The following is a 21101-nucleotide window of genomic DNA, read 5'->3' on the forward strand; positions in this document are numbered from 1 at the left end:
TGCTCCTCCTGTCTTTCCTTTTTGTCATTTACGGATTATTGCTTCGAAAAGAAGCGCCGAAATGAAAGACCGGCCTGGACGGCCTGTTATTACAGCAGCGTAGATACTGCTGTGTGACGAAATTATAATAACATATATTTTTATATATATCAACATTAAAAGGCCCGTATCCTTATTCCATTCTTCTGAATAAAAATACGGGCTTTTTCTATTTGCCTGGCACACCGTCATGAATGCCGGCGGTTTCAGTTCTCCAGCGAAAAAGCAATAAAATCAATACAGCCTTCTCCGTCATAACGGAAATACAAATCCTGCACGCCGTCCGGCATAGTCACCTCACCGGAAAACTCCTGCCAGGAATCCGAATCCACATCCACCCGGATCGTACCGGCTGCGGCTGCGTCCGCTTCGACAGAAACCGTCACGGTGCCTTTCCCGCTGCCCCTTACCAGCACGGCAGCCTTACTTACTCCATCGAAACAAAAGGACTTGTACCCGATGACCGTCCCGTCTCCCACATTGGCTATGTACTGGGCGGGAAGCCCTTCCTCCGTATTCACGCCTTCCACATCCGGCTCCCTGTCGGGAACATCCTGTGTCAGATAAGGGAAAGCAAACTGCATCTCGCTCTGGCCGGAGAATACGGCTCCATCCCTGCCGGTAAGCCTGCAGCAGATATAAGCGGGATACGTCCCTTTTCCTTCCAGAGGGCCGTCATTCAGGCCGCAGGAGGTTACCGGAACCTGACGGATGCTTCCGTCCTCCGCTATTTCTATTTTTTCCGCGCAGCCTTGTCTGGAAAACTGGGTGCGGTTGGTCTGTCTGTGATAAAAAACATACCACTGTCCGTTGATATATTCCATGCCGCCGTGGGTATTTCCCAGACAGTTCAGGGCATCCGCCGCCGTCCTGCCGTCAAGGCCCACATCCCCGATATCGATAAGCGTTCCCCCATAGGTATAATCCCGGTCCGGCCTGCTGCTGACCGCATAGCATAATTCATGGCTGAGAACGGAGGAATATACAAAATAATAAGTACTTCCGATTTTACGGATAGAACTGGCTTCAAAGAATTCATGCCCTTCAAAGCCTGTCCCCTGGCTGTCCGCAATCGATGGCAGAAGCAGCCTTGGCTCTGTTTTCAGAGTGACCATATCCGGCTCCAGCGTCATTACCTGTGAGCCTTGTTTTCCTCCGATGTGTTCCTTATGCATGGGCGCATTGCCGGAATACAGATAGATTTCCCCGTCATCATCGATGAAAACGCCGGGATCGAATTGTCCCAGATCCGTTTCTCCTTTTCCGAGAACCGTTCCGTCCGCATGCTTCACAAAGCCCAAAAATTCATAGCTTCCCGCAGGTGTATCACAGACCGCGACGCCGATCTCCGGAAGAAAATCCAGACAGTAATATAAATAATATCTCCCGTCCAGCCCTTTCACCACATCCGGTGCCCATAGCGCATGGATTCCCGGAGGATTCAGACCGTTCCCAAATCTGGACTTCACATGATAAATTTTCCGGATCGGCTCTTTTTCCGTTGGGTTCTGGTTTCTCGGATCCTGTTCCTTCCTGAAAATAACGCCCTCATACTTCCACTGCGTCAAGTCCGTCACATCCGCCGAATAGCAGATATAATCGTTCAGACAGAACATCTCTCCGTCAAAACGGTCATGGCTGCCATACACATACACACGGCTGCCGAACACATGGGGTTCCCCATCCGGTACGTATTCATAAGATGGCAGATAGGGGTTGAATACCTGTTTTTTGGTCATTATGCTCTTCCCTCCTACTATTAATCAAAAGCAACTGTTCAGCACCTTCACAGTTACTTTCGGAAACATTATAGCATGCCCGGCTGTTTATACATAGCCTTTATCCGACCAGTCGTGGTTTTTTATCCTCTCGTATTCCTCCATGGAAATCGTCAGGATCGTACCGTGCTTAAAGCCGTAAGGGAAGGAAAAAGAAGCGTCCGATCGCACAAACCGCCCGTCCGACAGGCTGTCCGCCACAAAGGGGACATAGCCCTGTCCGGCGCCCGGCACCCCATAATAATCCAGGAACAGACACCATCTTCCATCCTCCAGCTTCACCGCCGTAGGTGCTTCATACAGGCCGCTTTCCACGGCCTCCATGCTTTTGTCGAAGGCTTCCACCCGTTCGTAAGGACCCGCCGCATGTTCCGCGCGCAGGAGGATGATTTTCTCCGGATTCCCTTCGCTCTTAACAAACATGTAGTACCAGCCGTTTTCCTCATAAATAGCGGAATCAATCACACCGCTGTCCTCTTTCCGGTACAGAACCCGGGGAGAGCCAAATTCTTTGAAATCTTTTGTCCTGCAGAAATAGATCCCTTTTTTTCCATACTCGTTGCAGCGGTGGGAGGAAGACCAGTGAAGCAGATAGTCCCTGTTTTCCCTGTCATAAATGATATCCGGCGCCCACAGACAGCCGAAATCCGCATCCCCGATCGTTACCAGCCTCTGCTCCGTCCAGTCAACCAGATTGTCCGATTCCCATACGGAAAAGCATTTGCTGCCGTTTCTCCCGATTTCCTCCCAGGAGCCGTGATACTGGTTTCTCATACCATAGGAAAGGCTCAGATCCGTGGCAAAAATATAAAACCTGCCACTTCCTTCACATCTGGTAATCGTAAAATCCCTGACCCCTTTCTCCCCATAATACGTCCAGAGCACCGGATTCCCTCCGTTTACCTCTTCCCAGTGAAATCCGTCCTTACTCAGTCCGAAATACACCTGCTCCCCGTCAGGGGTTGTCTTTTCTTTAAAATGTACAAATAAGTATGCCTGCATTTTATTCCTCCTTGAGTCTGAATATCGTCAGTGACAATCCCGGAAACTCGTAGGCAAAGCTCCCGCCCTTGCTGTGAAAAGGACTTTCCTTCGGCGCTACCCTTTCCGGCTGTTCAAAATCATTTTCCGCCGCCGGATCCGCCTGCATGGTGTAAATGGTTCCCCGCAGGACACTGCCGCACATGTCCTCCAGTTCCAGCTGTACGGCTATACTCTCTTCCCGGAGATTCGCCACCTTGAGGATAAGCGCCTGATCCGCTTCGTCACGGCTTGCCCCGTAATACAAAGGTTCGATCACCACCGGCCTGTCCTCGGTTTTTGCACAGAGTCTGCCGTCCACCCATGCGCACAGCCTGTGTCCTGATACCTGCAGCTTCAGCTCGTATTCCTGCCCTCCGCTGACACGGATCAGGCTTTGGGTCAGATCCGACACGCATCCATGAACCCTTTTGCTCAGCAGAAGGTCATAATTCTGCCAGCCGCCCACGGTCCAGCAATAATGGTTCTCCTCATCCTGCCAGCCGAAAAAGATCTGAAAGCCCTGAAAGCCATCCAGCTCCACCGCCCTGCAGCTGATGGTATAATCCTCCCACTCCGTCTCTGCGGGCAGCACGGACACCTCCCCTTTTTTCAGATGGTAATCCCCGAAATCCTTACGTTCTCCTGTCCTGTTGTTTTCCAGGGTTACGCTGCGGTAAAGGACCTCCGCGTTATACCCCTGCAGCCGGATGCTTCCCCGCAGCGGCTGTTCCTTTCTCTCCGGCTCACCCAGTCCCTGCGTCCGTACTCCAAGCCTTCTGCTCCCCTGATGGTTCATAAAAAGCTTCTGGACATAATAGTCAGGAGTTCCGAAAACCTCCCGGTTATTGAACCAGATCATATCCGGCTTCCAGTTCACATAATCCGCGTTTGCCAGCATTGGCGCATAACAGGCCAGCCCCACAGCCTTTGCATTACGTTCCAGTCCCAGCATAAAGCTGGCCTCCACAAGAGCATTATACCAGGTATTCCCCCAGCTTGCATACTCTCCCAGAAAAACCTTCGGATCCTCTGCACGGAAGGAGTCATATCTGTGATGGTTTGCCAGAAACCATTCCGGCGTATGGTAGTAATGCTCATCCACCAGATCGCTTCCGCATTCCTTCGCACAGCTCCAGCCTTTTTCATATTCGCTTCCCGCTGCAAACGGCCCCGCCGTACCTATGATTTTAATTTCCGGGTAGTTTTCCCGGACAGCCTTGTGGAACAAGGGATACCTTTCAAAAAAAGCATCGCCCACCTCCTCATTGCCGATAGCAAGATACTCCAGCCCAAAGGGAGCTTCATGCCCCATCTGTGCCCTGACCGCCCCCCATCCGGTTTCCGGGGATCCGTTGGCAAATTCTATCAAATCCAGCGCATCCTGGATCCATGGCTGCATTTCCTGTATGGGGACCACCCGCTGATGATGGGGGTCATAGCCGCCGGGAAGCACCGGAAGAGGCTTGGCGCCGATATCCTCGCAAAACTGGAAATACTCAAAAAAGCCCAGACCCAGCGTCTGGTTATATCCCCAGCTGTTTCTCCTGGCCGGCCGCTCCTCCGCCGGCCCGATGGTATTTTTCCACCGGTACATGGAATTCCTGGCCTCCGGGTCCAGGGAACCGTCATGGACGAGACACCCTCCCGGAAAACGCATGAATTTCGGCTTCATATCCTTTATTTTCAGGGCGATATCCTTGCGCATCCCGTTTCTGCGCCCCATAAAAGTATCCTCGGGGAACAGGGAAACAAAATCCAGGGCAAGCGTTCCCTTCTGCGGCAAGGTCAGCACAAGCCTTGCCGCGGCATCCGTTCTGCTGCTGACAAGCCGCCCCTCCTGTTTCCTCCAGCCGGTGTCCTCTGCACACAGAGTCAGGACAGCATATTCACAGCCGTCCTGCCCCTCCAGAGCAACCCGCAGTTCCACCGGATCCTCGGACAGCTTCTTAGTATAGCAGGAAAACAGATACGCCTCCCCTTCTTTAACGGCAAAACCGCTGTTGTACCCCCGGTTTGCAATCCCGGCGCCTTCCCCCGGTTTAACCGCCTCCAGCACCAGATAATGCGGATTTTTATCACAATACGGGTCTGTCGTACAGATGGAAAGAACCACTCCGGCATCCCCCCGCTCCACCTTTTCCCAGGCATACAGCGGATGGTATTCCTTATTATCCACCGTATCGAATTCAAACGAACGGTTCTGCACCATCTCCGCGTAAAGGCCGCCGTCGGCCGCATGATTCAGATCCTCAAAAAAGATACCGTACAGGTCCCCCAGAGGTTCTTTTTCATCTTTGCCGTTAACAATGATTTTTTTATCCATTTTTATTGCCTTTCTGCATTCAGCCTTTAACGGAGCCTACCATAACACCCTTTTCAAAAAATTTCTGGGCGAACGGATACATGATAATCAGAGGGATGGCCGACAGCACCATACAGGCCAGCTCAATTGTTTTATAGTTGGATGCGGAGTCCGCCATCGTGGTGAGTACCGAGGACATGCCGCTGTTCATGGCATTTCCCAGATTGGCCGCCGCTTCGCTGGATTTGGTCAGGGAAAGCGTATAGTAGGAAAGCGTCTGCATCTGTGTGGATTTGGTATAATAAAGCGTCTGGGTGTAATCATTCCACATGGCTACCGCTGTAAAAATCCCCAGCGCGCTGATAACCGGTTTGGACAGGGGCAGTACCAGCCGGAAAAAAATCTTATGCTCCGATGCGCCGTCAATCTTGGCCGATTCAAACAGGGACTCCGGAATCGCCTTGAAGTTCGTATTGAAAATAATTACATTATAAAAACCGCCGAACAGGCACGGCAGCACATACACCCAGAACGTATTGTAAATATGTATGGCATTAAACAGAATAAAGTAGGCGATTACCCCGCCGTTCAGGTACATGCTCAAAAACCCTATGACCGTATAAAATTTTTTTCCGGTCAGATTCCCTCTGGAGAATCCGTAGGCAAACATGGCCGTGATCAGCGTCTGCAGAAAAGTCACGATCACGGTTCTCGCAAAGGTGATGCCGAAGGCTTTCATGATTTCCATATCATTCAGCACCGCTTTCCAGCTTTCCAGGGTGAAATCACGCATCCACAGCATGGCATACCCGTTTCTGGAAATATCCTGGGCGCTGTTGAGGGAATTTATCAGGGAATACCAGACAGGATATACCGTAATCAGCATAATAATTACCATGACTGCCGTCAGGATTATCTGGAATCTTCTCTGCCGTCTTGATTTCAGGCTATTCATTTCTTTCTCCTCCTTAAAACAATCCGCTGTCCGTCAGTTTGTTGGAAACCCTGTTTGCCGTAAACAGCAGGGTAATAGCAAGTACGGATTTGAAGATATTGATTGCCGCCGCCATACCGAACTGAAGCTGCTGCAGGCCGACCTTATAAATATAAGTATCTATGACTTCGCTTCGTTCCAGATTAAAGGCGTTCTGGAATACATAAATCTGATCGAAATTGTTGTTCATAATACCTGCCACAGCGAAAATCACCATAATCACAACGGTTCCTTTGATGCTGGGGAGTGTCACATACCACATTTTCTTAAAGCGTCCGGCTCCGTCCAGCTCCGCCGCCTCATAAAGCGCCTGATCCACACCCGCGATTGCCGCCGTATACAGAATCGTCCCCCAGCCAAGCTCCTTAATCAGATTGGACAGAATAGCAACCGTCCAGAAAAAGCCGGGTTCCGCCATAAATACAATAGGCTGGTCCGTCAGTCCCAGCTTCATCAGAATCGTGTTCACCATACCGCCGTCCGCCCCCAGAAGCGTGATCATAATGCCGCCGAACACCACCCAGGATATAAAGTGAGGCATATAGGTCACCGTCTGTACAAGGCTCCGTATTTTCTGATTGGCAATCTCATTGATAAATAAAGCAAACAAAATAGTAACGGGAATCGTCACCAGCTGTCCTATCAGATTGATTCCCAGCGTATTGACAAGCATCCTCCCGAAATCATGATTGGCAAAAATGATCTTAAAATTCTGCAGTCCGTAAAAGGGGCTGGTAAAAACCCCCTTAATCCCTTCCGTCACCTGATAATTCTTAAACGCCAGTATCAGGCCGAAAAGCGGAACGATACTGAACATGAGAATTAGCAGGGTCCCCGGCAGCATCAGCAAATGAAGCTGAAGCTGCGATACCGGATCCTTTCCCAGCGAATATCCCTTTTTGTTTTTTCCGGCTCCCGCCATAATTGATTCCTCCTGTCTGCTGCTTGTTTTGCGGAACAAAAGGCGCCTGGGCAGCAACCGTTCAGCCGGCCCAAGCGCCTTTTCCTGGTTATATTACTTTCCGCAGGACATTTGTTTTAGTAAAGATCCGCATTCACATTTTCGATTGTTTCCCCGTAGGCCTCATAGTTCTGCTGCAGCGTCTTATTGTATTCCGCATCAATTTCCGAAATGGAATATCCCTCCAGTGTTTCCAGCATACTTTCGTATTCTTTCTCAAACTGTTCGTCTGTCGGGGCAGAAACTATCTTCGCCTTCTGGGATTCCAGATAACTCTTTACCTGGGAAACCTTGATTCCCAAATCGCTGGAAGGCTCAATCACATTACCATCCTGGAAGGAAAGCAAATCGGAATCATAAATATACGTGTCTTCATATTTGCCGATAGCTGTACTCACCTGATTAAATACAGCGCCGTCCGTCCCCTCTGCCGGAGGCGCCTGTGTGCTCCACGCAAAATCCGTATTGGCAAAAGGCCACAATGCGATGTTTTTCTTATAATCGGTCTCAAACCTCTGGTTTCCTTCTTCCGTCCTGGTTGCGATTCCCTTATCATCCAGCGTATAATCCACACCTTCCACACCGTACTCATTCAGGAACATTCCTTCCCGGCTGGTGGCAAAGCTCAGCATTTTGGCTATCTGCTCCGGATTTTCACAATCCTTGGAAACAAAGGTCTGAATCCAGCCGGAACCCGCCTGCAGTGAAATAGGTACAATCGGACGGGCTTTCGTCTCCGCAAGGATCGGTCCGTAGGATACAAAAGGAACCGTTTCCTTCTTACTGCTCTGTGCCGGATTTCCGATCCAGCAGAATACTCTTCCGCCTTCAATATAAGTCTTTAATGCCGCTTCATCAATCGTAAGGGAATTGATATCCAGATATCCCTTTTGAATCAGATTGTTTACAAATTTCAATGCTTTTTTATAGCCGGGATCCAATTCCTTATGCCGGTAATTCCCCTCCGCATCCACCGGTGACACGCCGAACGTTTCTGCTATAATACCATCCAGTGACTGCCGTATCCATAAGTCCGCATGGAGCATAACAGGGAATACGGATTGCCCGTCCACCGTATAGCCTGAATTCTTAACCAGTTCACATGCCTGGTAAAATCCTTCTTCCGTCTGCACATCTTCCTGCGTAATTCCCAGTTCATCCATAATTGTCTGATTGAACATAATTGCGGAATTATGCCCCTTTGTCACATTATCCACATAAACCTGGCTGCTGGGAGGATTCACCTTCCTGTTATCATTGGAATTCATATGGCTGGGTACGGAGTACCAGCCTCCAAATTTATAAGTAACCGCTTTCTTGATATCCTCCGGAAAATCCGTAAGCAAATGGGATTCCGGATCATACGTCTGCAAAAATTCTTCCATGGACCAAACCTTGCCGGACTGAATCAGCTGCTTAATCGTATCCGCATCTGTAATGGAAATCAAATCCGGAAGATCATTGGAAGCGATCATAAGCCCCAGCTTCGTGTCCGCATCCGTCGGCGGCTGCTCAATCGTAAAGGTTATCCCGGTCTCCTCCTTTACCGCATCCAGGAACGGAGAAGTGGTCACTCCCTTTTCCCAGCCGTTCGGTCCCCAGCCTGTCACATCGGAAAACCAGTATACATCCGCCGCCCCTGCCGAAACCGCTTCTGCACCGCTCTCCGTGCCTGCCGCCGTCCCGCTCTCTGCAGACGTATCGACTCCCGATGCCGATCCGCACCCGAACAGCCCCGCCAGCATCACACCTGCCATAGCAGCTGCTATAAACTTATTTGTACCATTCCTCTTCATAAATCAAAACTCCTTTACCCTCAATTAATCTGTTACCGGAACCATTTTTCTTCATCACCAATGCATTGTTGAATTCAATTGTCTGACTGTGTTTATTATAAAGACTTCCATTAACGAATAGTATGAAGATATTTTAATTTTTTAGGTAATTTTTTTACTTCCCCCTATTGTTCACACCCCTTGTGTCCTGTATATTCCGTGCATAAAAAAGGGCCTCTTCCGCCCTTTTTGGTTTTTCCCGGTTCCCGGTTTTTCTTCTTCACTAAAACCTGCCTTCCCTCCCTGCTGTGCCTACGAAAGATTTCTTCGGAAAGCGGAAGGGCTGATTCCTGTTGCCTTTTTAAATACTTTGAGAAAGTAAAAATAATCGCTGTATCCCACCTTTTCCGAGATATCCTCTATGCTATCATTCGTCAGACGCAGCAGCTCCTGGGCTTTGCAGATTCTGATTTCCAGAAGATGATCACTGTAGGATTTTCCCGTCCGCCGCTTTATCATCTGGCTCACGGAGCTGATACTTATCCCGAACTCCTCCGCAAGCTGCTGCTGCGTCACCGTCCTGTAATTGTCCCTGATATACTGCAGGATTTCCTTTAACAGACGGCCTTCCGACCGGTACCCTTCTTCTTCCGCTTCCTCCTCCGGATCATGTCCATGCATTCCATCAAGTTTTTTCTTTACCTTTTCCAGACAACTGATCAGTTCCTCTTCATCCACCGGCTTTATCAGATAATCCGTACATCCATATTTCAGGCCGGCACGGGCATATTCAAAATCAGAATACCCGCTTATGATAGCCACCTCCGCAGGAAGCCGTTCCTCCCTGACCTTTTGTATCAGTTCAATCCCGTCCATACCCGGCATTTTGATATCGGACAGAATCAGATCCGGCTTCGTGCGCTGTATCCGTTCCCATGCTTTCATTCCGTCCGTTGCTTCTCCGCAAATAAGAAATCCGTATTTCCCCCAGTCAATCAGGTTTTTCAGACTGATTACTATCCAGGGTTCATCATCAGCCAAAAATACTCGATACATATTTAATCCCCCATCCTTTTCGGTACTATCATGGTAATGCAAGTACCTTTTGCTACTTCACTTTCTATCCGGAAATCAGCCTTGTCTCCATAAAAAAGGCAAATTCTCCTGTACACGTTAGACAAACCGATTCCGTGCTTCGCTGTTGCGTATGCCTGCTCTTCATCATAAGACCTCATCCGCTTCCGAAGCTTTTCCAGCACATCCTTTTCCATTCCTCCGCCGTCATCCCTGACAGTGATCCGCATACGCTCCTCCGGTTCTTCGGCAAAATCCACAGATACTTCCCCCTTCTCCATCTTAGGCTCCAGTCCGTGCAGGACCGCGTTTTCCACCAGCGGCTGGACCAGCATTTTAGGAAGGGAAACCTGCAGAAGCGTATCTTCTGCTCCGATAGCCACCTTGAATTTCCCCATAAAACGGTAATCAATTATCAGTGCATATTCCTTCAGGTTTTTCACCACTTCTTTTACTGTGACCAGCTCATCCCCTTTCACATTATAGCGGAACAGCTTGGAAAGGGATCCGGTAAGCTTGGCAATTTCCTTTTCTTCATGATACAGGGCCATACCACGTATGCATTCCAGCGTATTGTACATGAAATGGGGATTGATTTGTCCCTTATAGGCGATCATCTCCGTCTGCTTCTTGGCATATTCCAGTTCCAGATATTTCCGTTCTCCCTCTACAATCTGTCTGTTCAAAGCTTCCAGGCCGTCAAGCATTTCATTTATCTTTTCTGCCATTTCCCCGAATTCATTATTTTCCGCCACTTCGATACGCTGGTTGGTATCTTTCGTATAGCCCACCACGAATTCCATCTGTCTGCGGATTGGCTGTACCACCTTATGGTACATCAGCATGCATATGGCTATGAGCGCCGCTGCTACCAGGAAATAGGTGAATAAATTAATGGTCTGTATCTGATTTACATAATTCATAAAGGAGTTCTTGGGAATCAGGTTTACTATTCTCCATCCGCTTTTTTCCAGCTTCGCACCGTAAACCAGATATTTGCTGTTTTCCTGCTCCCCGTCTATGAGATCCCGGTACTCTTCCTTCCAGTTTCCTGCAGAGGCAATCACGTTCCCGTCAGAATCCAGAACAGCAGAGTACACCTCTTCGTTCAAGGAAAGGGTATCCACGATATCCGCAAGTCCGCCGCTGCCAAACAACAGGACCACACTTCCCAATTGGTTATAGCCTCCCGAAGCTTCCCTGCTGTATACCGGCATTTCCACCTGGAAATACGTGTAGCCGGTTTCCTTATCTGCAATAGTTCCGGAAAAACCATACATTCCGTTTGTTACGAGGGAATCCTGACGGGGAAAGAAAATCGTCCCTTTTGTAGCAATAAGCTGCCCCGCCTCATCATAAAGCAAGATGGCCTCCACATCGGGATTGATTTTCATAACACCGCCCGTCATCTGGGAAAAATCATTCAGCCGCTGTGTCCGTTCCGACAGATCCGATGTTTTCAGATAGGATATTACTGTTTCACTTGAGGTTACCGTGGAATACAGATTAATGATATCCTTCTCCGCTTCTGCCGTCTTCTCCTGTGCCTGAAGGAACCTGGCCTGTGCGGACTGCTCCGCTTCTTTCATATACCATTTGTTGATGATGATATAGGTGAGCATGAAAGACAGGAAAAGAATGGAGCATATAACGGCGACGATAGTTATATATGTTCGGAGCAGACTTCTTTTTTTCTTATCGTATCGTTTCATATCCTTTTTCCTTTCCGGCCTTGACGCGGCGTACCGGCGTGCCCGTTTGGCTCGTTGCCTGCGGGAATAAAAAGAGCGTAATTACAAGAATTACGCTCCGGGCAGTCCTTCAGTATTATAATGAGTGAGGCATTAATTCATGTTGTTTTAAGACCTAAACTACATTTTCCATCTCATCATTCAGAATCTGGATATCACGGCGTATATCTCTTTCCGCAATTTTAACATCAAGCTGCAAATCACTTAATTGCCTGCTGCCTATGTCCTGCTTGACTTCAATCATATTAAGACGGCTGTCAAGCCTGGAAAACTGTTCATCAATCCGTGAAAATTTTCCATTAAGCATACCCATGATTGCATCGAAATCATCTTTGGTTAATGACATAACTTTGCACTTCCTGTCCTGTTTACAATGATTGTATCATTTACACAATGTAAAGTCTATAATATTTAATAATGATTATATATAGATTTTTTAACGTATTATATGGAAATATATTCTTTTGCATAAATCCATTTAACATGTCCTACTACATTTTTTAATAGTTATCTTCATCATTTCAGCAGCCGCCATCATCACGATTCCCGTACCATGGTCGTCATTTTTCTTAGTGGGAAGCTGTTTATAATACTCCGCATCCTTTGCGCAGCCGGATCCCAGGCATACGCCGTATACATCCCCCACGGCATCTACGGAATACTGTAGAATCGCAGTCCAGGCCTTTCGGATACAGGGCAGATAACGTTCCGCATCCAGCCATCCATGATTGATTCCCCGGGCAATGCTTAACAGAAACATAGCCGTACAGGAGGTTTCCTGATAGGTATCCGGACGGTTGAGTACCTGATGCCACATGCCGGAAGAATCCTGGCAGGCAAGAATGCCCTGCATGAAGCGCTGATACAGACGAAGCTCTTCACACCAGTGAGGGTTCTCCTTCGGAAGAAGGGTCAGAATTTCGGTAAGCGTCACGGCGATCCAGCCGTTTCCGCGTCCCCAGGGAATTCCGCTCATCTGCTCTTCCTCCGGAAAATATATGTGGGAGAAAATCTGTTCCTTTTCGATCCATAGGCGTTTCCTAAAGCCCTCTACCTGCAGGTGAACCTGCTCTTCATAGGTTTTGTCACCGGTCAGGCGGAACAGTCTGGCAAGAAAAGGACAGCTCATGTACAGATCGTCTGCCCACATGGTTTTTACGCGAAAGTAGGTTCCGTCCGGAAACCGGGGGATATGGTTCATCACTGCGTCCCCTATGGCGTGAATAACCGGAAGCAGTCTCTGATTTCCCGTTATTTCATAGGTTTCAATCAGGGACACGCCGATGGTGCCGCAGGCATCCAGATCCGGAAGGCCCCAGGCTCTCGGGATAAGCGTCGGATCGCCAAACTGCTCCTTATCCCAGTCCTTGTACTCAAAATAATCAGCCATGGTCTGGATGCTGTCCACAAAGTATGTAAGATGCTCCCTGTTACCGGTAGCTTTCGCTGCATGCATCAGGCCGTGCAGGCCCACCTGGACGGCATAGAACCATTGTCCGAAAAAGATGCCGTCCCGATACGGCCGGATATAGGTCTCCCTCTGAGGCATGCGCCAGAAGGCCTTCTGATAACCGCCCAGCGGATAAGGATGCCGGAACTGGATTTCATATTCCGGCGCAAAAGGAATCAGCAGGGGATTTCCCGTCCCCGTTACGTAAGGACCTGTCAGGATCCAGCGTGCGGCTCCATTGTTTCCAGCCTGTACAAAAGGAACGCTGTTGATTTCTTTTCCGTCTTTTGTGCGGACGGCGCCGTCCATCCACCAATCCGAACCGGTGCAGGGAAGCTTGATCAGAATCTCTATTTCTTTTCCGGTTCCGACAATGGGAAGCTCCGTTTTCCGGCCAGACGGAACCTCGAAAATTTTTCCCGCTGCAAAAACCCGGGAACTGCCGGAAGCGGTAAGCTGTAGTATGTAGTTTTCCCCTTCCCGGCTCTGCACATAACTCAGAGCATAGGCACAGCCCCCGCTGCTGCCGAACGTCTCCGTAAAATCCACCCGGCTTCCCAGGCATTTTTCGTCCCATCTGGGCATCCAGCGGAGCGTTTTTCCCGGGGAAAGCTGCAGGACGTCTCTATAACCGACCTCATTACGTTCAATCGTTTCTTCCAGCCTGCGGGTATCAAAATCCGCGGGCAGCGGCCCAATATGTGCGAAACCTTCCATTCCCTTCATTTCGTCAAAGGGAAGGGTGGGACGCACCGAAAGAAGATAATCTCTCGTCCAGCGAAAAGGGTAGCGGGGATAGGCGATATAAAGCAGAAGTCCCCAACTGTGTTCATTCTTTGTACATCGTATGAGCAGATCGTTTTTACCTTTCCGCATCGAAACATCCACAATCGTGTACTCATATTCCTCTTTCACATCGGACAGGGGTTTTTGCAGATCCTCTCCGGCATATATCTCTTCGCCGTTCATCCAGATTTTGGCATTGCCGGCGATTGTAAGCACTGCTTCGCTGTCCCGGTCCGCCATGGGCCAGGTTCGGATGTAGGCGACATCCCCGGTTTGTGCCTGCGGATAAACACCATCCAGATTCAGCTCCGCCATCTGGGAAATCGGCCTCAAAGCCATATGCTCCTGCTTAAAATAAGGGTGCAGGCTCAGTTCAACCCGCGGCCGGTGTGTCAGCATCCTTTCACTGATAAGCCGGATAGCCTCTTCCGGTTTCCGGAAGCCGCCGGCGTAAGCAGAATCTTCCTTTTTTAAAACTTCATTCATATGTTCCCTTCTTCTTTCTCTTCAGATAATTACAGCTATCCGGTCAGGGGAGGCTCGTTTAAGGCACGAGGGGAGTCCTGACCGGATGTGTTCTGTCCCTGCGGGCAGCGTGTCAGGCAGCCGCACTAACACGAATTAAGAACGACTGCCGTAGGAGCTCTGCTTTATTCGCTTGCCGGATAGGACCACTGGGTGAGCGTAAATCCGGGACAGGTATAGTTGAAGCGGCCGCTTCCATAGCGGGAGTGCAGATAAGGGCAGGATATCAAATCGTCCGGGACCGGAACCGGCCGGCCGTCTGCAAGGAAACCGTCCGTAAGGCCGAATTCCAGCCTGCCGCTGCCCGGAGAGACAAAGGTGAACTGTCCGTCTTCCTGAATGATTTCGGCGGAAAGCATTTTTTTTATGAAATCAGAAAAGTTCCCATCCTCACGGCTGCTGCCGCATTCAGCCAGCCATACGGTCTCGTTGCCGTCGCAGACCAGCTCTCTTCCTGCGTAAGAACCTTCCTTGCAAAAAGAATGGGGCATACTGGAATAGATTGCCACATAGCTGTCCCCCTTGCGGCCGAATGTCCACCCGCCTTCGGAAACCACCTCGTCAAACTTGCGGGCATTGAAATGACAGTGTGTGATCCAGATATCCGGATTGTTCACATCGTGCCAGATCACTGCCAGCGTACGGCCGTGCATAAGCACGCGGGGCAGGAATGCCTGACCGGCCCAATAATCCGGGCGAAGCCCGCTGCCTTCCGCCACATTATTGGGCGAAGAGAAGAAAATACTGATATCACCGGGCAGGGCGATCATAGCGGAGATGAAATGCATGTCACACATTCCCACATTATGATCCCGCACGCCGCCAATCATATAATCCGGTGTGCGGCGGATGGTGAAGTCCGCGTTGTGCTTGTCAAAGTGCATAATGCCCTCTTTAAAGGTAAAGGTCGCCGGAGTGAAATTATCAGCGAGTTCACACAGCGCTTTGGGAGGAACATAGCAGCTGAAAGCCATCTCCTGATTGGCAAATTTTGCGTTAGAAGGCGCGTTTCCGAAGAAAATCCAGAAAAGCCCGTTTATCGTACTGGCGAATCTGGTTCTCAGCGGCATGTTATAGCTGCGTCCCCTCGGCGTTGCCATAACCCCATCAAAATTGCTGACCGCAAAGAGGAAGGTCATAAAATCCAGAAGGATGTTCACCATATTACGCAGAGGATATTCCTCCATGGGAAGCACCTCACGAAGCACCAAAAGCGCTGAAATCGTCACTGGCAGATAGGAATCCGAATGAGGCTCGTCAAAGCCTGCGCGGCAGCGCTGGTTCAGCCACTCCGCCAGATGCATACGTCCCTTCAGAGAGTGATACATACCGTTCTGGCCGCAGTTCGTGAAGATCTCCTCCGGATACAGCAGCCCCGCCAGATACTCACAGACATGGAAGCCGATGCGGTGGTTTTCCGAGCAGTAGAACATGGAAGAGGTCCCCGGCTCGTCCACCCAGTAACGGAATCCAAGCGCGGCTTTCTTCACCATATGTACAATTTCCGGATCCAGCAGCCCGGTCTCCCGGTCTTCCCACATCAGCCATAATAATGGCATCAGGTCAAAATCAGCACAGTCCGCCCTGCGTTCGATTTTGTCACACATGCCGCGGATCGTATCCGGATCGATCTCTTTGACGCGGCCCAGGCGGTACAGCCCGAGAGCATTACCCTGCGCCGCCAGGCGATCCAGAACATTCCGGCGTCTTTCTTCAAAATGCTCCCAGCCGGGACAGGGTTCCAGCACTTCAACCATGGTAAAGTTCATGGTTTTCTCCGTCAGAAGAGTGCCGTCCGGCAGGAACCAGGACATGCCGATCTTATACATACCCGGAACGTCCATTCCTGCCAGAGTTATGTTCCCTGCCTGGTCAGCTGCGCTTTTTTCACCATCCGCAGCTTTGCATACGGCGGAAAACAGCGGGATTCCGTCCGGGGACGTAACCTGCAGCTTTACCCTGCAGTGTTTGAGGGGGAAACCTCCCACATGAAGCTTCGGCATTTCCCCCTGCACATAGCTGTCATCCTCCATGTGGGTTTCCAGCTGGCTGCGGAAAACTTCCGCCCGAACCTCTTCATCCATATTTAACGGCACCGCTGCATACAGGGGCGCCTGGCTGGAAACAAGCTCCATGCTGAAGCTGATACCCGTTCCTCTGTCAATTTTTCCGGTAACGGCAATCAAAGTGTTTTTTCCGGCTTTCAGATCCAACGTAACCGTTTCACGGTTCGGATTCTCCACATGCTCAAACACATAGCGGCGCGGACGTTTTCTGAAATATATATCTTTGTTATCATATATAACGTTTCCGTTTAACAGCATCACAAGCCGGCATTCCTGTGTCTGCACCGTGATTTCCTGATCGCTGCCGCTTTCCAGCTCCAGATAAACCGGCATCAGAGCCGCTTTTTCCATCACGTAATAATGCCCGTCCGCATACCTGGGAGACTGTGCGTCGCATACTGTCCATTTTCCCTTCATTCCGCAGAGAGTAAAAAAATCGAATTCCCGGAATTTCTTCTGCGCAAAATCTTTCTGCGCCTGTGCGAGCATCTCCTCCAGACAGGCCTGAGAAGCCCGGTTCGTCCGTTCCCCGGTATAATCCTTCTCCAGAACACCGGTCACCATAAATGGACGGATCGGTTTCCCCGGAAACAGTTCTTTTCTGAAATATGAGTCCATGATATCCTTTCTCCTTTTTCACCTTTCCCATTTTGTGCCATACAGTGATTGTTCACGCGGGAATAAACGCAAGCCTGCACTGACTGAATGCAGGCTTGTGTTTATCCAGAATATAAACTTATTTTTCGACTTCCAGCTCGTTATAAAGTGCAATCTTCTCGTCAATGATTTCCTGTCCGCCCTGTTTCAGGTATTCGTTCAGTATCGCATCATACTCCGTGTCAAACACTGCAGGATCACAGGCAATCAGCCTGGGCAGCTCGGCTTCGATATTAGGAACAAGGCCGCCGTACTTCCGGTCGGTTTCTGTCTGAATACCCTGGAAGTAGTAGTCTGCCTGTCCGCCAACGGTTGCAACCCCGGCGGAATCATACTTCAGCTGTGTCATTTTTGCCTTTACTTCATCCATTCCCTCCGTTGACTCCCGATAGCCAAAGGGCGCACCATTATAAACAAGGATAAGATCGCCGGTATTCAGACGCTCAAAGTCATATTCAGACTCTGCCTTTTCCTCATCCGTATGGGGAATGGTAACAAAGGTATTATCCTTTATCTCATAATGGATTCCTTCAAAACCGTAGCTCAGGACCTTTGCATTGTCATAATCCGCAAGCCAGTCGAGATATTTGATCGCATTTTCAGGATGTTCGCAGGTGGAAGGAACCGCTATATACATGCCGGTAGGTGCATATATTCTGTTAAACTGTGTTCCGTGCACGTTGTCCAGATACAGGGGAACCACCTCCGCGTCCGGATCCGCCTCATACAAAGCCGTTACGCCGGTAAGCTCGCTGTTCGCATCATGGGCGAACGCCAGAGTGCGGCCATTGCTCAGAAGACTGTTGAATGCTGTATAAGAGGTATCGGTATCCGTCATGAATTCCGGATCCACCAGGCCTTCGTTGTACAGCTGGTTCAGGTAGCGCACCCCTTCCTTATAACCGGGCCAGAATCTCTCGTTATAGCAGGCATGCATTTCTCCCGTCAGGTTTTCGGTTTCCAGGAAGGACCATATGATGGGTCTGGTCTGCGTTGCGTTCCAGGCACCAACCATGCCGAGCGGATACATTTCTCCCCCCTGGCCGGAAGGATCCAGATCCTTGAACTGATGGAGCAGATCCGTAAAATCATCGATGCTCATGTGATAGTATCCGTTTTCATCCGTCTGCAGCTCATATCCCACTTCATCCAGCCAATCTTTTCGGATATAGGTGGTCTGCCATCCGACATTGGAACGTTTCGCCGGAACAGCCCACTGCTGGCCTTCGGACTGTCCATAGAGCAGGGAATCCGCCAGGTTTTCCTTCAGGTTGGGACCGTATTGATCGATCAACCCGGTCAGCTCCACCAGGCCGCCGTCCTTGCCGTATTGGATGATCATGTTGCTGTCATAGCTGAAGATGATGTCGGGAGCAGAGCCGGAAGCCATCATGGTGTTGATTTTCTGGGTTTCCTCGTTTCGGGGTACCGGAATGTACTTCAGCGTAATGTTGTTGGGATCCCCAAACTCCTGCTGAATCCAGCGCGTCCAGTAATTGTCCGTCGCGGAACCATAGGTTTCGGTAGTGTTGCCGCGCTCATATACCATGACGGTGAGCGTAGTGGGTTCTGCCGCGTTTTCAGCAGCTGACTGCCCTTCTTCTCCGGCCGGGGTCTCAGCGGCCGTCTGGCTGCCCGTACCGGCAGACGTGCTGTCTGCGCTTTCCGTGCCTTTACATCCGATCAGGCTGAGGGCCAGCGCCGATGCCAGTGCAGCGGAATAAAACTTTTTCCTTGAAAATAACTTTCTCATAAAACATACCTCCACTAAATTGTATTTTATTATGGCAGAGATCCCGCAAACCGGAACACCCGCCGTTGTTCCGCCGGATGTCCGGCAGAATAACCCGCTGTATTATCCCTTGACGGATCCGATCATAACACCCTTGACAAAATACTTCTGCAGCCATGGATAGACAATCATAACCGGAATCATGCTGAAGGCCATACAGGCGGCTTTGATTGTTTCGGCAATCAGATCCGCTTTCATCTCCGGAATTTCTTCCATCATGGAGCTAACCTGGCTGGCCTGGATCATCTGACGCAGGCGGAGCTGAATGGTATACATACTTTCATCGTTAATATAGAGGATCGCATCCATAAAGCCGTTCCAGCGGCTTACCGCATAGAACAGGGCGATTGTGGCCAGCATGGCCTTGGAAAGAGGCAGTACGATCCTGATCAGTACCACAAAATCGTTGGCGCCGTCTACATAGGCCGATTCCTCCAGTTCTCTCGGCATGGCCTGGAAAAAGCTCTTCATCAGGATCATGTTATAGGTGGACAGCACGGTCGGAAACACCAGCACCCAGAAGGTATCCAGCAGCCCGAGCGACTTGATGTTCAGGTAACCGGGGATCATGCCGCCGCTGAAATACATGGTAAACAGTATGTAAAGCAAGATAGGCGACTTAAATTTCAGGCCGGGGTATGACAGCGGATAGGCGCATAAAATCGTCATTATTAGGCTGAACACGGTATACACTACGGTCAGGATTAACGTAAACCACATGGAATCCATCAGCCCCTTATTATTGAACACTGCCTTATAAGCAGACAGTTTAAATGATTGGGGCCAAAGAAGGACTTCTCCGCGTATCACTGCCGTTTTATCGGAAAAAGACACTGCCAGAACGTGCAGAAACGGGAAAAGGCAGCAGGCAGCGATGATCACCACCACCGATATCGTAATAACTTTAAATACTTTATCCTTCATAGCTTTTCTCCTTTACCAGATACCGTTGCCGGATACGCGCTTGCTGACGGCATTGGCGCTGATTACCAGGACAAAGTTGATCGCCGACTGGGCAAGGCCCACCGCAGTACCGATGCTGAAATCTCCCTGTTCCAAACCGACACGGTATACGAAGGTACTGATTACGTCACCCACTTCCATGACTGTACTGTTCTGCATAACATAGGGCTGTTCGAAACCGATGCTTGCCATGCCGCCAACCGCCAGGATCAGCATGATCGCAATCGTACCCTTGATGCAGGGGACGGTGATGGCCGTCATCATACGGAACCGGGAGCATCCGTCCACACGGGCCGCTTCGTAAATTTCCTGATCGATACCCGTCATGGCGGAAAGATAAATGATCGTATTCCAGCCGATACTTTTCCAGACGCCCACAATAAAATAGGTGAAAATCCACCAGGGTTTATTCGTGAGAAAGGGAACCGCTTCCCCTCCAAAAGCCTTGATAACGGTATTAATCAGTCCGGATGAGGCAAAAAACTGATACATCATACCGCCGATAACAGACCAGGAAATAAAGTGGGGCAGGTAAATGATAGTCTGCACGGTTTTCTTAAAACCGGTATGCATGATCTCATTCAGGAACAGCGCAAGAATAATGGGAAGCGGAAACCCGACTACCAGTCCCAGAATATTCAGAACCAACGTGTTCCGTACGGAACGCCAAAAGGGATCGGACTGCGCTACCCGTTTAAAGAATTCCATTCCCACCCAGGGACTGTCCCAGATTCCTGTAAACATATTATAGTTCTTAAATGCAATTACCACGCCGGGCATGGCACGGTAGCAGAACAGAAAATAATACAGCACCGGCAGAATCAGCATAGCGTAAAACAGCCAGTGCCTTCGAAAATAGGCCAGCGTTGCGTTGCTCGTCCTCAACCGTCTGCCTCCCCCTGTCTGGCTGCTTCCCGGCAAATTTTTTGTTCCCTTTTTCATTCCAACCCTCCATTACTTATATTTGATCATACGTTTCCTACATTTCCATAACTCCGGCCGTTCTGCAAATTCACATAAATATAGGTTTTATATTTTGGATTATAATAAATATTGATGAAATTGTGAGCAGCTTACGTTAAGCGAAACGGTTCTCAGGTGGTTTACGGGTGCGATCGGCCGGGTCTGGGGAACTCATAACGGATTGAGCGAACTTCAACGATCT

14 protein-coding genes are annotated in these 21101 nt (G+C 49.7%); all 14 read right to left on the reverse strand.

What is annotated here, in order from left to right:
- Window positions 1–245 precede the first annotated feature (245 nt).
- The 14 genes from DXA36_RS17585 to DXA36_RS17650 all read right to left on the reverse strand — a co-directional run bounded on the left by DXA36_RS17585 (window position 246) and on the right by DXA36_RS17650 (window position 20878).
- Window positions 246–1778: a family 43 glycosylhydrolase gene (locus tag DXA36_RS17585; RefSeq protein ID WP_118680790.1), complete on the reverse strand. Its 1533-nt coding sequence runs from the start codon at window positions 1776–1778 to the stop codon at window positions 246–248.
- 87 nt (window positions 1779–1865) lie between these two features.
- Window positions 1866–2819: a glycoside hydrolase family 43 protein gene (locus DXA36_RS17590; RefSeq protein WP_118680791.1), complete on the reverse strand. Its 954-nt coding sequence runs from the start codon at window positions 2817–2819 to the stop codon at window positions 1866–1868.
- 1 nt (window position 2820) lies between these two features.
- A complete protein-coding gene (locus DXA36_RS17595; RefSeq protein WP_118680792.1) occupies window positions 2821–5163 on the reverse strand; it encodes an alpha-L-arabinofuranosidase C-terminal domain-containing protein in 2343 nt (780 codons plus the stop codon).
- 19 nt (window positions 5164–5182) lie between these two features.
- Window positions 5183–6097, reverse strand: coding sequence for a carbohydrate ABC transporter permease (locus DXA36_RS17600; protein ID WP_118680793.1), 915 nt, complete (start codon window positions 6095–6097; stop codon window positions 5183–5185).
- A gap of 13 nt (window positions 6098–6110) precedes the next feature.
- Window positions 6111–7058, reverse strand: a complete 948-nt coding sequence (locus DXA36_RS17605; protein WP_118680794.1) for an ABC transporter permease — start codon at window positions 7056–7058, stop codon at window positions 6111–6113.
- A 116-nt stretch (window positions 7059–7174) separates the two neighbouring features.
- A complete protein-coding gene (locus tag DXA36_RS17610) occupies window positions 7175–8893 on the reverse strand; it encodes an extracellular solute-binding protein (protein ID WP_118680795.1) in 1719 nt (572 codons plus the stop codon).
- A gap of 291 nt (window positions 8894–9184) precedes the next feature.
- Entirely contained in the window at window positions 9185–9928 is a 744-nt protein-coding gene (locus DXA36_RS17615; protein ID WP_118680796.1) for a response regulator transcription factor, read from the reverse strand.
- Window positions 9929–9930: 2 nt separating this feature from the next.
- Window positions 9931–11658, reverse strand: a complete 1728-nt coding sequence (locus tag DXA36_RS17620) for a cache domain-containing sensor histidine kinase (RefSeq protein ID WP_118680797.1) — start codon at window positions 11656–11658, stop codon at window positions 9931–9933.
- Window positions 11659–11812: 154 nt separating this feature from the next.
- On the reverse strand, window positions 11813–12043 hold the full coding sequence (locus tag DXA36_RS17625; protein ID WP_118680798.1) for a hypothetical protein: 231 nt from the start codon (window positions 12041–12043) through the stop codon (window positions 11813–11815).
- A gap of 132 nt (window positions 12044–12175) precedes the next feature.
- Window positions 12176–14419 carry a glycoside hydrolase family 88/105 protein gene (locus DXA36_RS17630; RefSeq protein WP_118680799.1) on the reverse strand — a complete coding sequence of 748 codons (2244 nt, stop codon included), beginning with the start codon at window positions 14417–14419 and terminating at the stop codon, window positions 12176–12178.
- Window positions 14420–14583: 164 nt separating this feature from the next.
- Complete coding sequence (locus DXA36_RS17635; protein WP_118680800.1) at window positions 14584–17142, reverse strand: hypothetical protein; 2559 nt, start codon at window positions 17140–17142, stop codon at window positions 14584–14586.
- A gap of 118 nt (window positions 17143–17260) precedes the next feature.
- On the reverse strand, window positions 17261–18934 hold the full coding sequence (locus DXA36_RS17640; protein ID WP_118680801.1) for an extracellular solute-binding protein: 1674 nt from the start codon (window positions 18932–18934) through the stop codon (window positions 17261–17263).
- A gap of 102 nt (window positions 18935–19036) precedes the next feature.
- Window positions 19037–19897, reverse strand: a complete 861-nt coding sequence (locus DXA36_RS17645; RefSeq protein WP_118680802.1) for a carbohydrate ABC transporter permease — start codon at window positions 19895–19897, stop codon at window positions 19037–19039.
- Between the two features lie 12 nt (window positions 19898–19909).
- Window positions 19910–20878, reverse strand: coding sequence for an ABC transporter permease (locus DXA36_RS17650; RefSeq protein ID WP_118680803.1), 969 nt, complete (start codon window positions 20876–20878; stop codon window positions 19910–19912).
- Window positions 20879–21101 lie beyond the last annotated feature (223 nt).

The organism is Eisenbergiella sp. OF01-20 (assembly GCF_003478085.1).
Taxonomy (GTDB): Bacteria; Bacillota; Clostridia; order Lachnospirales; family Lachnospiraceae; genus Eisenbergiella.

Excerpts from the sequence above, each read along its gene's own strand:
- DXA36_RS17590 (WP_118680791.1), bottom strand. The coding sequence starts at position 2,819 with ATGCAGGCATACTTATTTGTACATTTTAAAGAAAAGACAACCCCTGAC.
- DXA36_RS17615 (WP_118680796.1), bottom strand. The coding sequence starts at position 9,928 with ATGTATCGAGTATTTTTGGCTGATGATGAACCCTGGATAGTAATCAGT.
- DXA36_RS17635 (WP_118680800.1), bottom strand. The coding sequence starts at position 17,142 with ATGGACTCATATTTCAGAAAAGAACTGTTTCCGGGGAAACCGATCCGT.
- DXA36_RS17650 (WP_118680803.1), bottom strand. The coding sequence starts at position 20,878 with ATGAAAAAGGGAACAAAAAATTTGCCGGGAAGCAGCCAGACAGGGGGA.
- DXA36_RS17605 (WP_118680794.1), bottom strand. The coding sequence starts at position 7,058 with ATGGCGGGAGCCGGAAAAAACAAAAAGGGATATTCGCTGGGAAAGGAT.
- DXA36_RS17630 (WP_118680799.1), bottom strand. The coding sequence starts at position 14,419 with ATGAATGAAGTTTTAAAAAAGGAAGATTCTGCTTACGCCGGCGGCTTC.
- DXA36_RS17620 (WP_118680797.1), bottom strand. The coding sequence starts at position 11,658 with ATGAAACGATACGATAAGAAAAAAAGAAGTCTGCTCCGAACATATATA.
- DXA36_RS17625 (WP_118680798.1), bottom strand. The coding sequence starts at position 12,043 with ATGTCATTAACCAAAGATGATTTCGATGCAATCATGGGTATGCTTAAT.
- DXA36_RS17600 (WP_118680793.1), bottom strand. The coding sequence starts at position 6,097 with ATGAATAGCCTGAAATCAAGACGGCAGAGAAGATTCCAGATAATCCTG.
- DXA36_RS17595 (WP_118680792.1), bottom strand. The coding sequence starts at position 5,163 with ATGGATAAAAAAATCATTGTTAACGGCAAAGATGAAAAAGAACCTCTG.
- DXA36_RS17645 (WP_118680802.1), bottom strand. The coding sequence starts at position 19,897 with ATGAAGGATAAAGTATTTAAAGTTATTACGATATCGGTGGTGGTGATC.
- DXA36_RS17610 (WP_118680795.1), bottom strand. The coding sequence starts at position 8,893 with ATGAAGAGGAATGGTACAAATAAGTTTATAGCAGCTGCTATGGCAGGT.
- DXA36_RS17585 (WP_118680790.1), bottom strand. The coding sequence starts at position 1,778 with ATGACCAAAAAACAGGTATTCAACCCCTATCTGCCATCTTATGAATAC.
- DXA36_RS17640 (WP_118680801.1), bottom strand. The coding sequence starts at position 18,934 with ATGAGAAAGTTATTTTCAAGGAAAAAGTTTTATTCCGCTGCACTGGCA.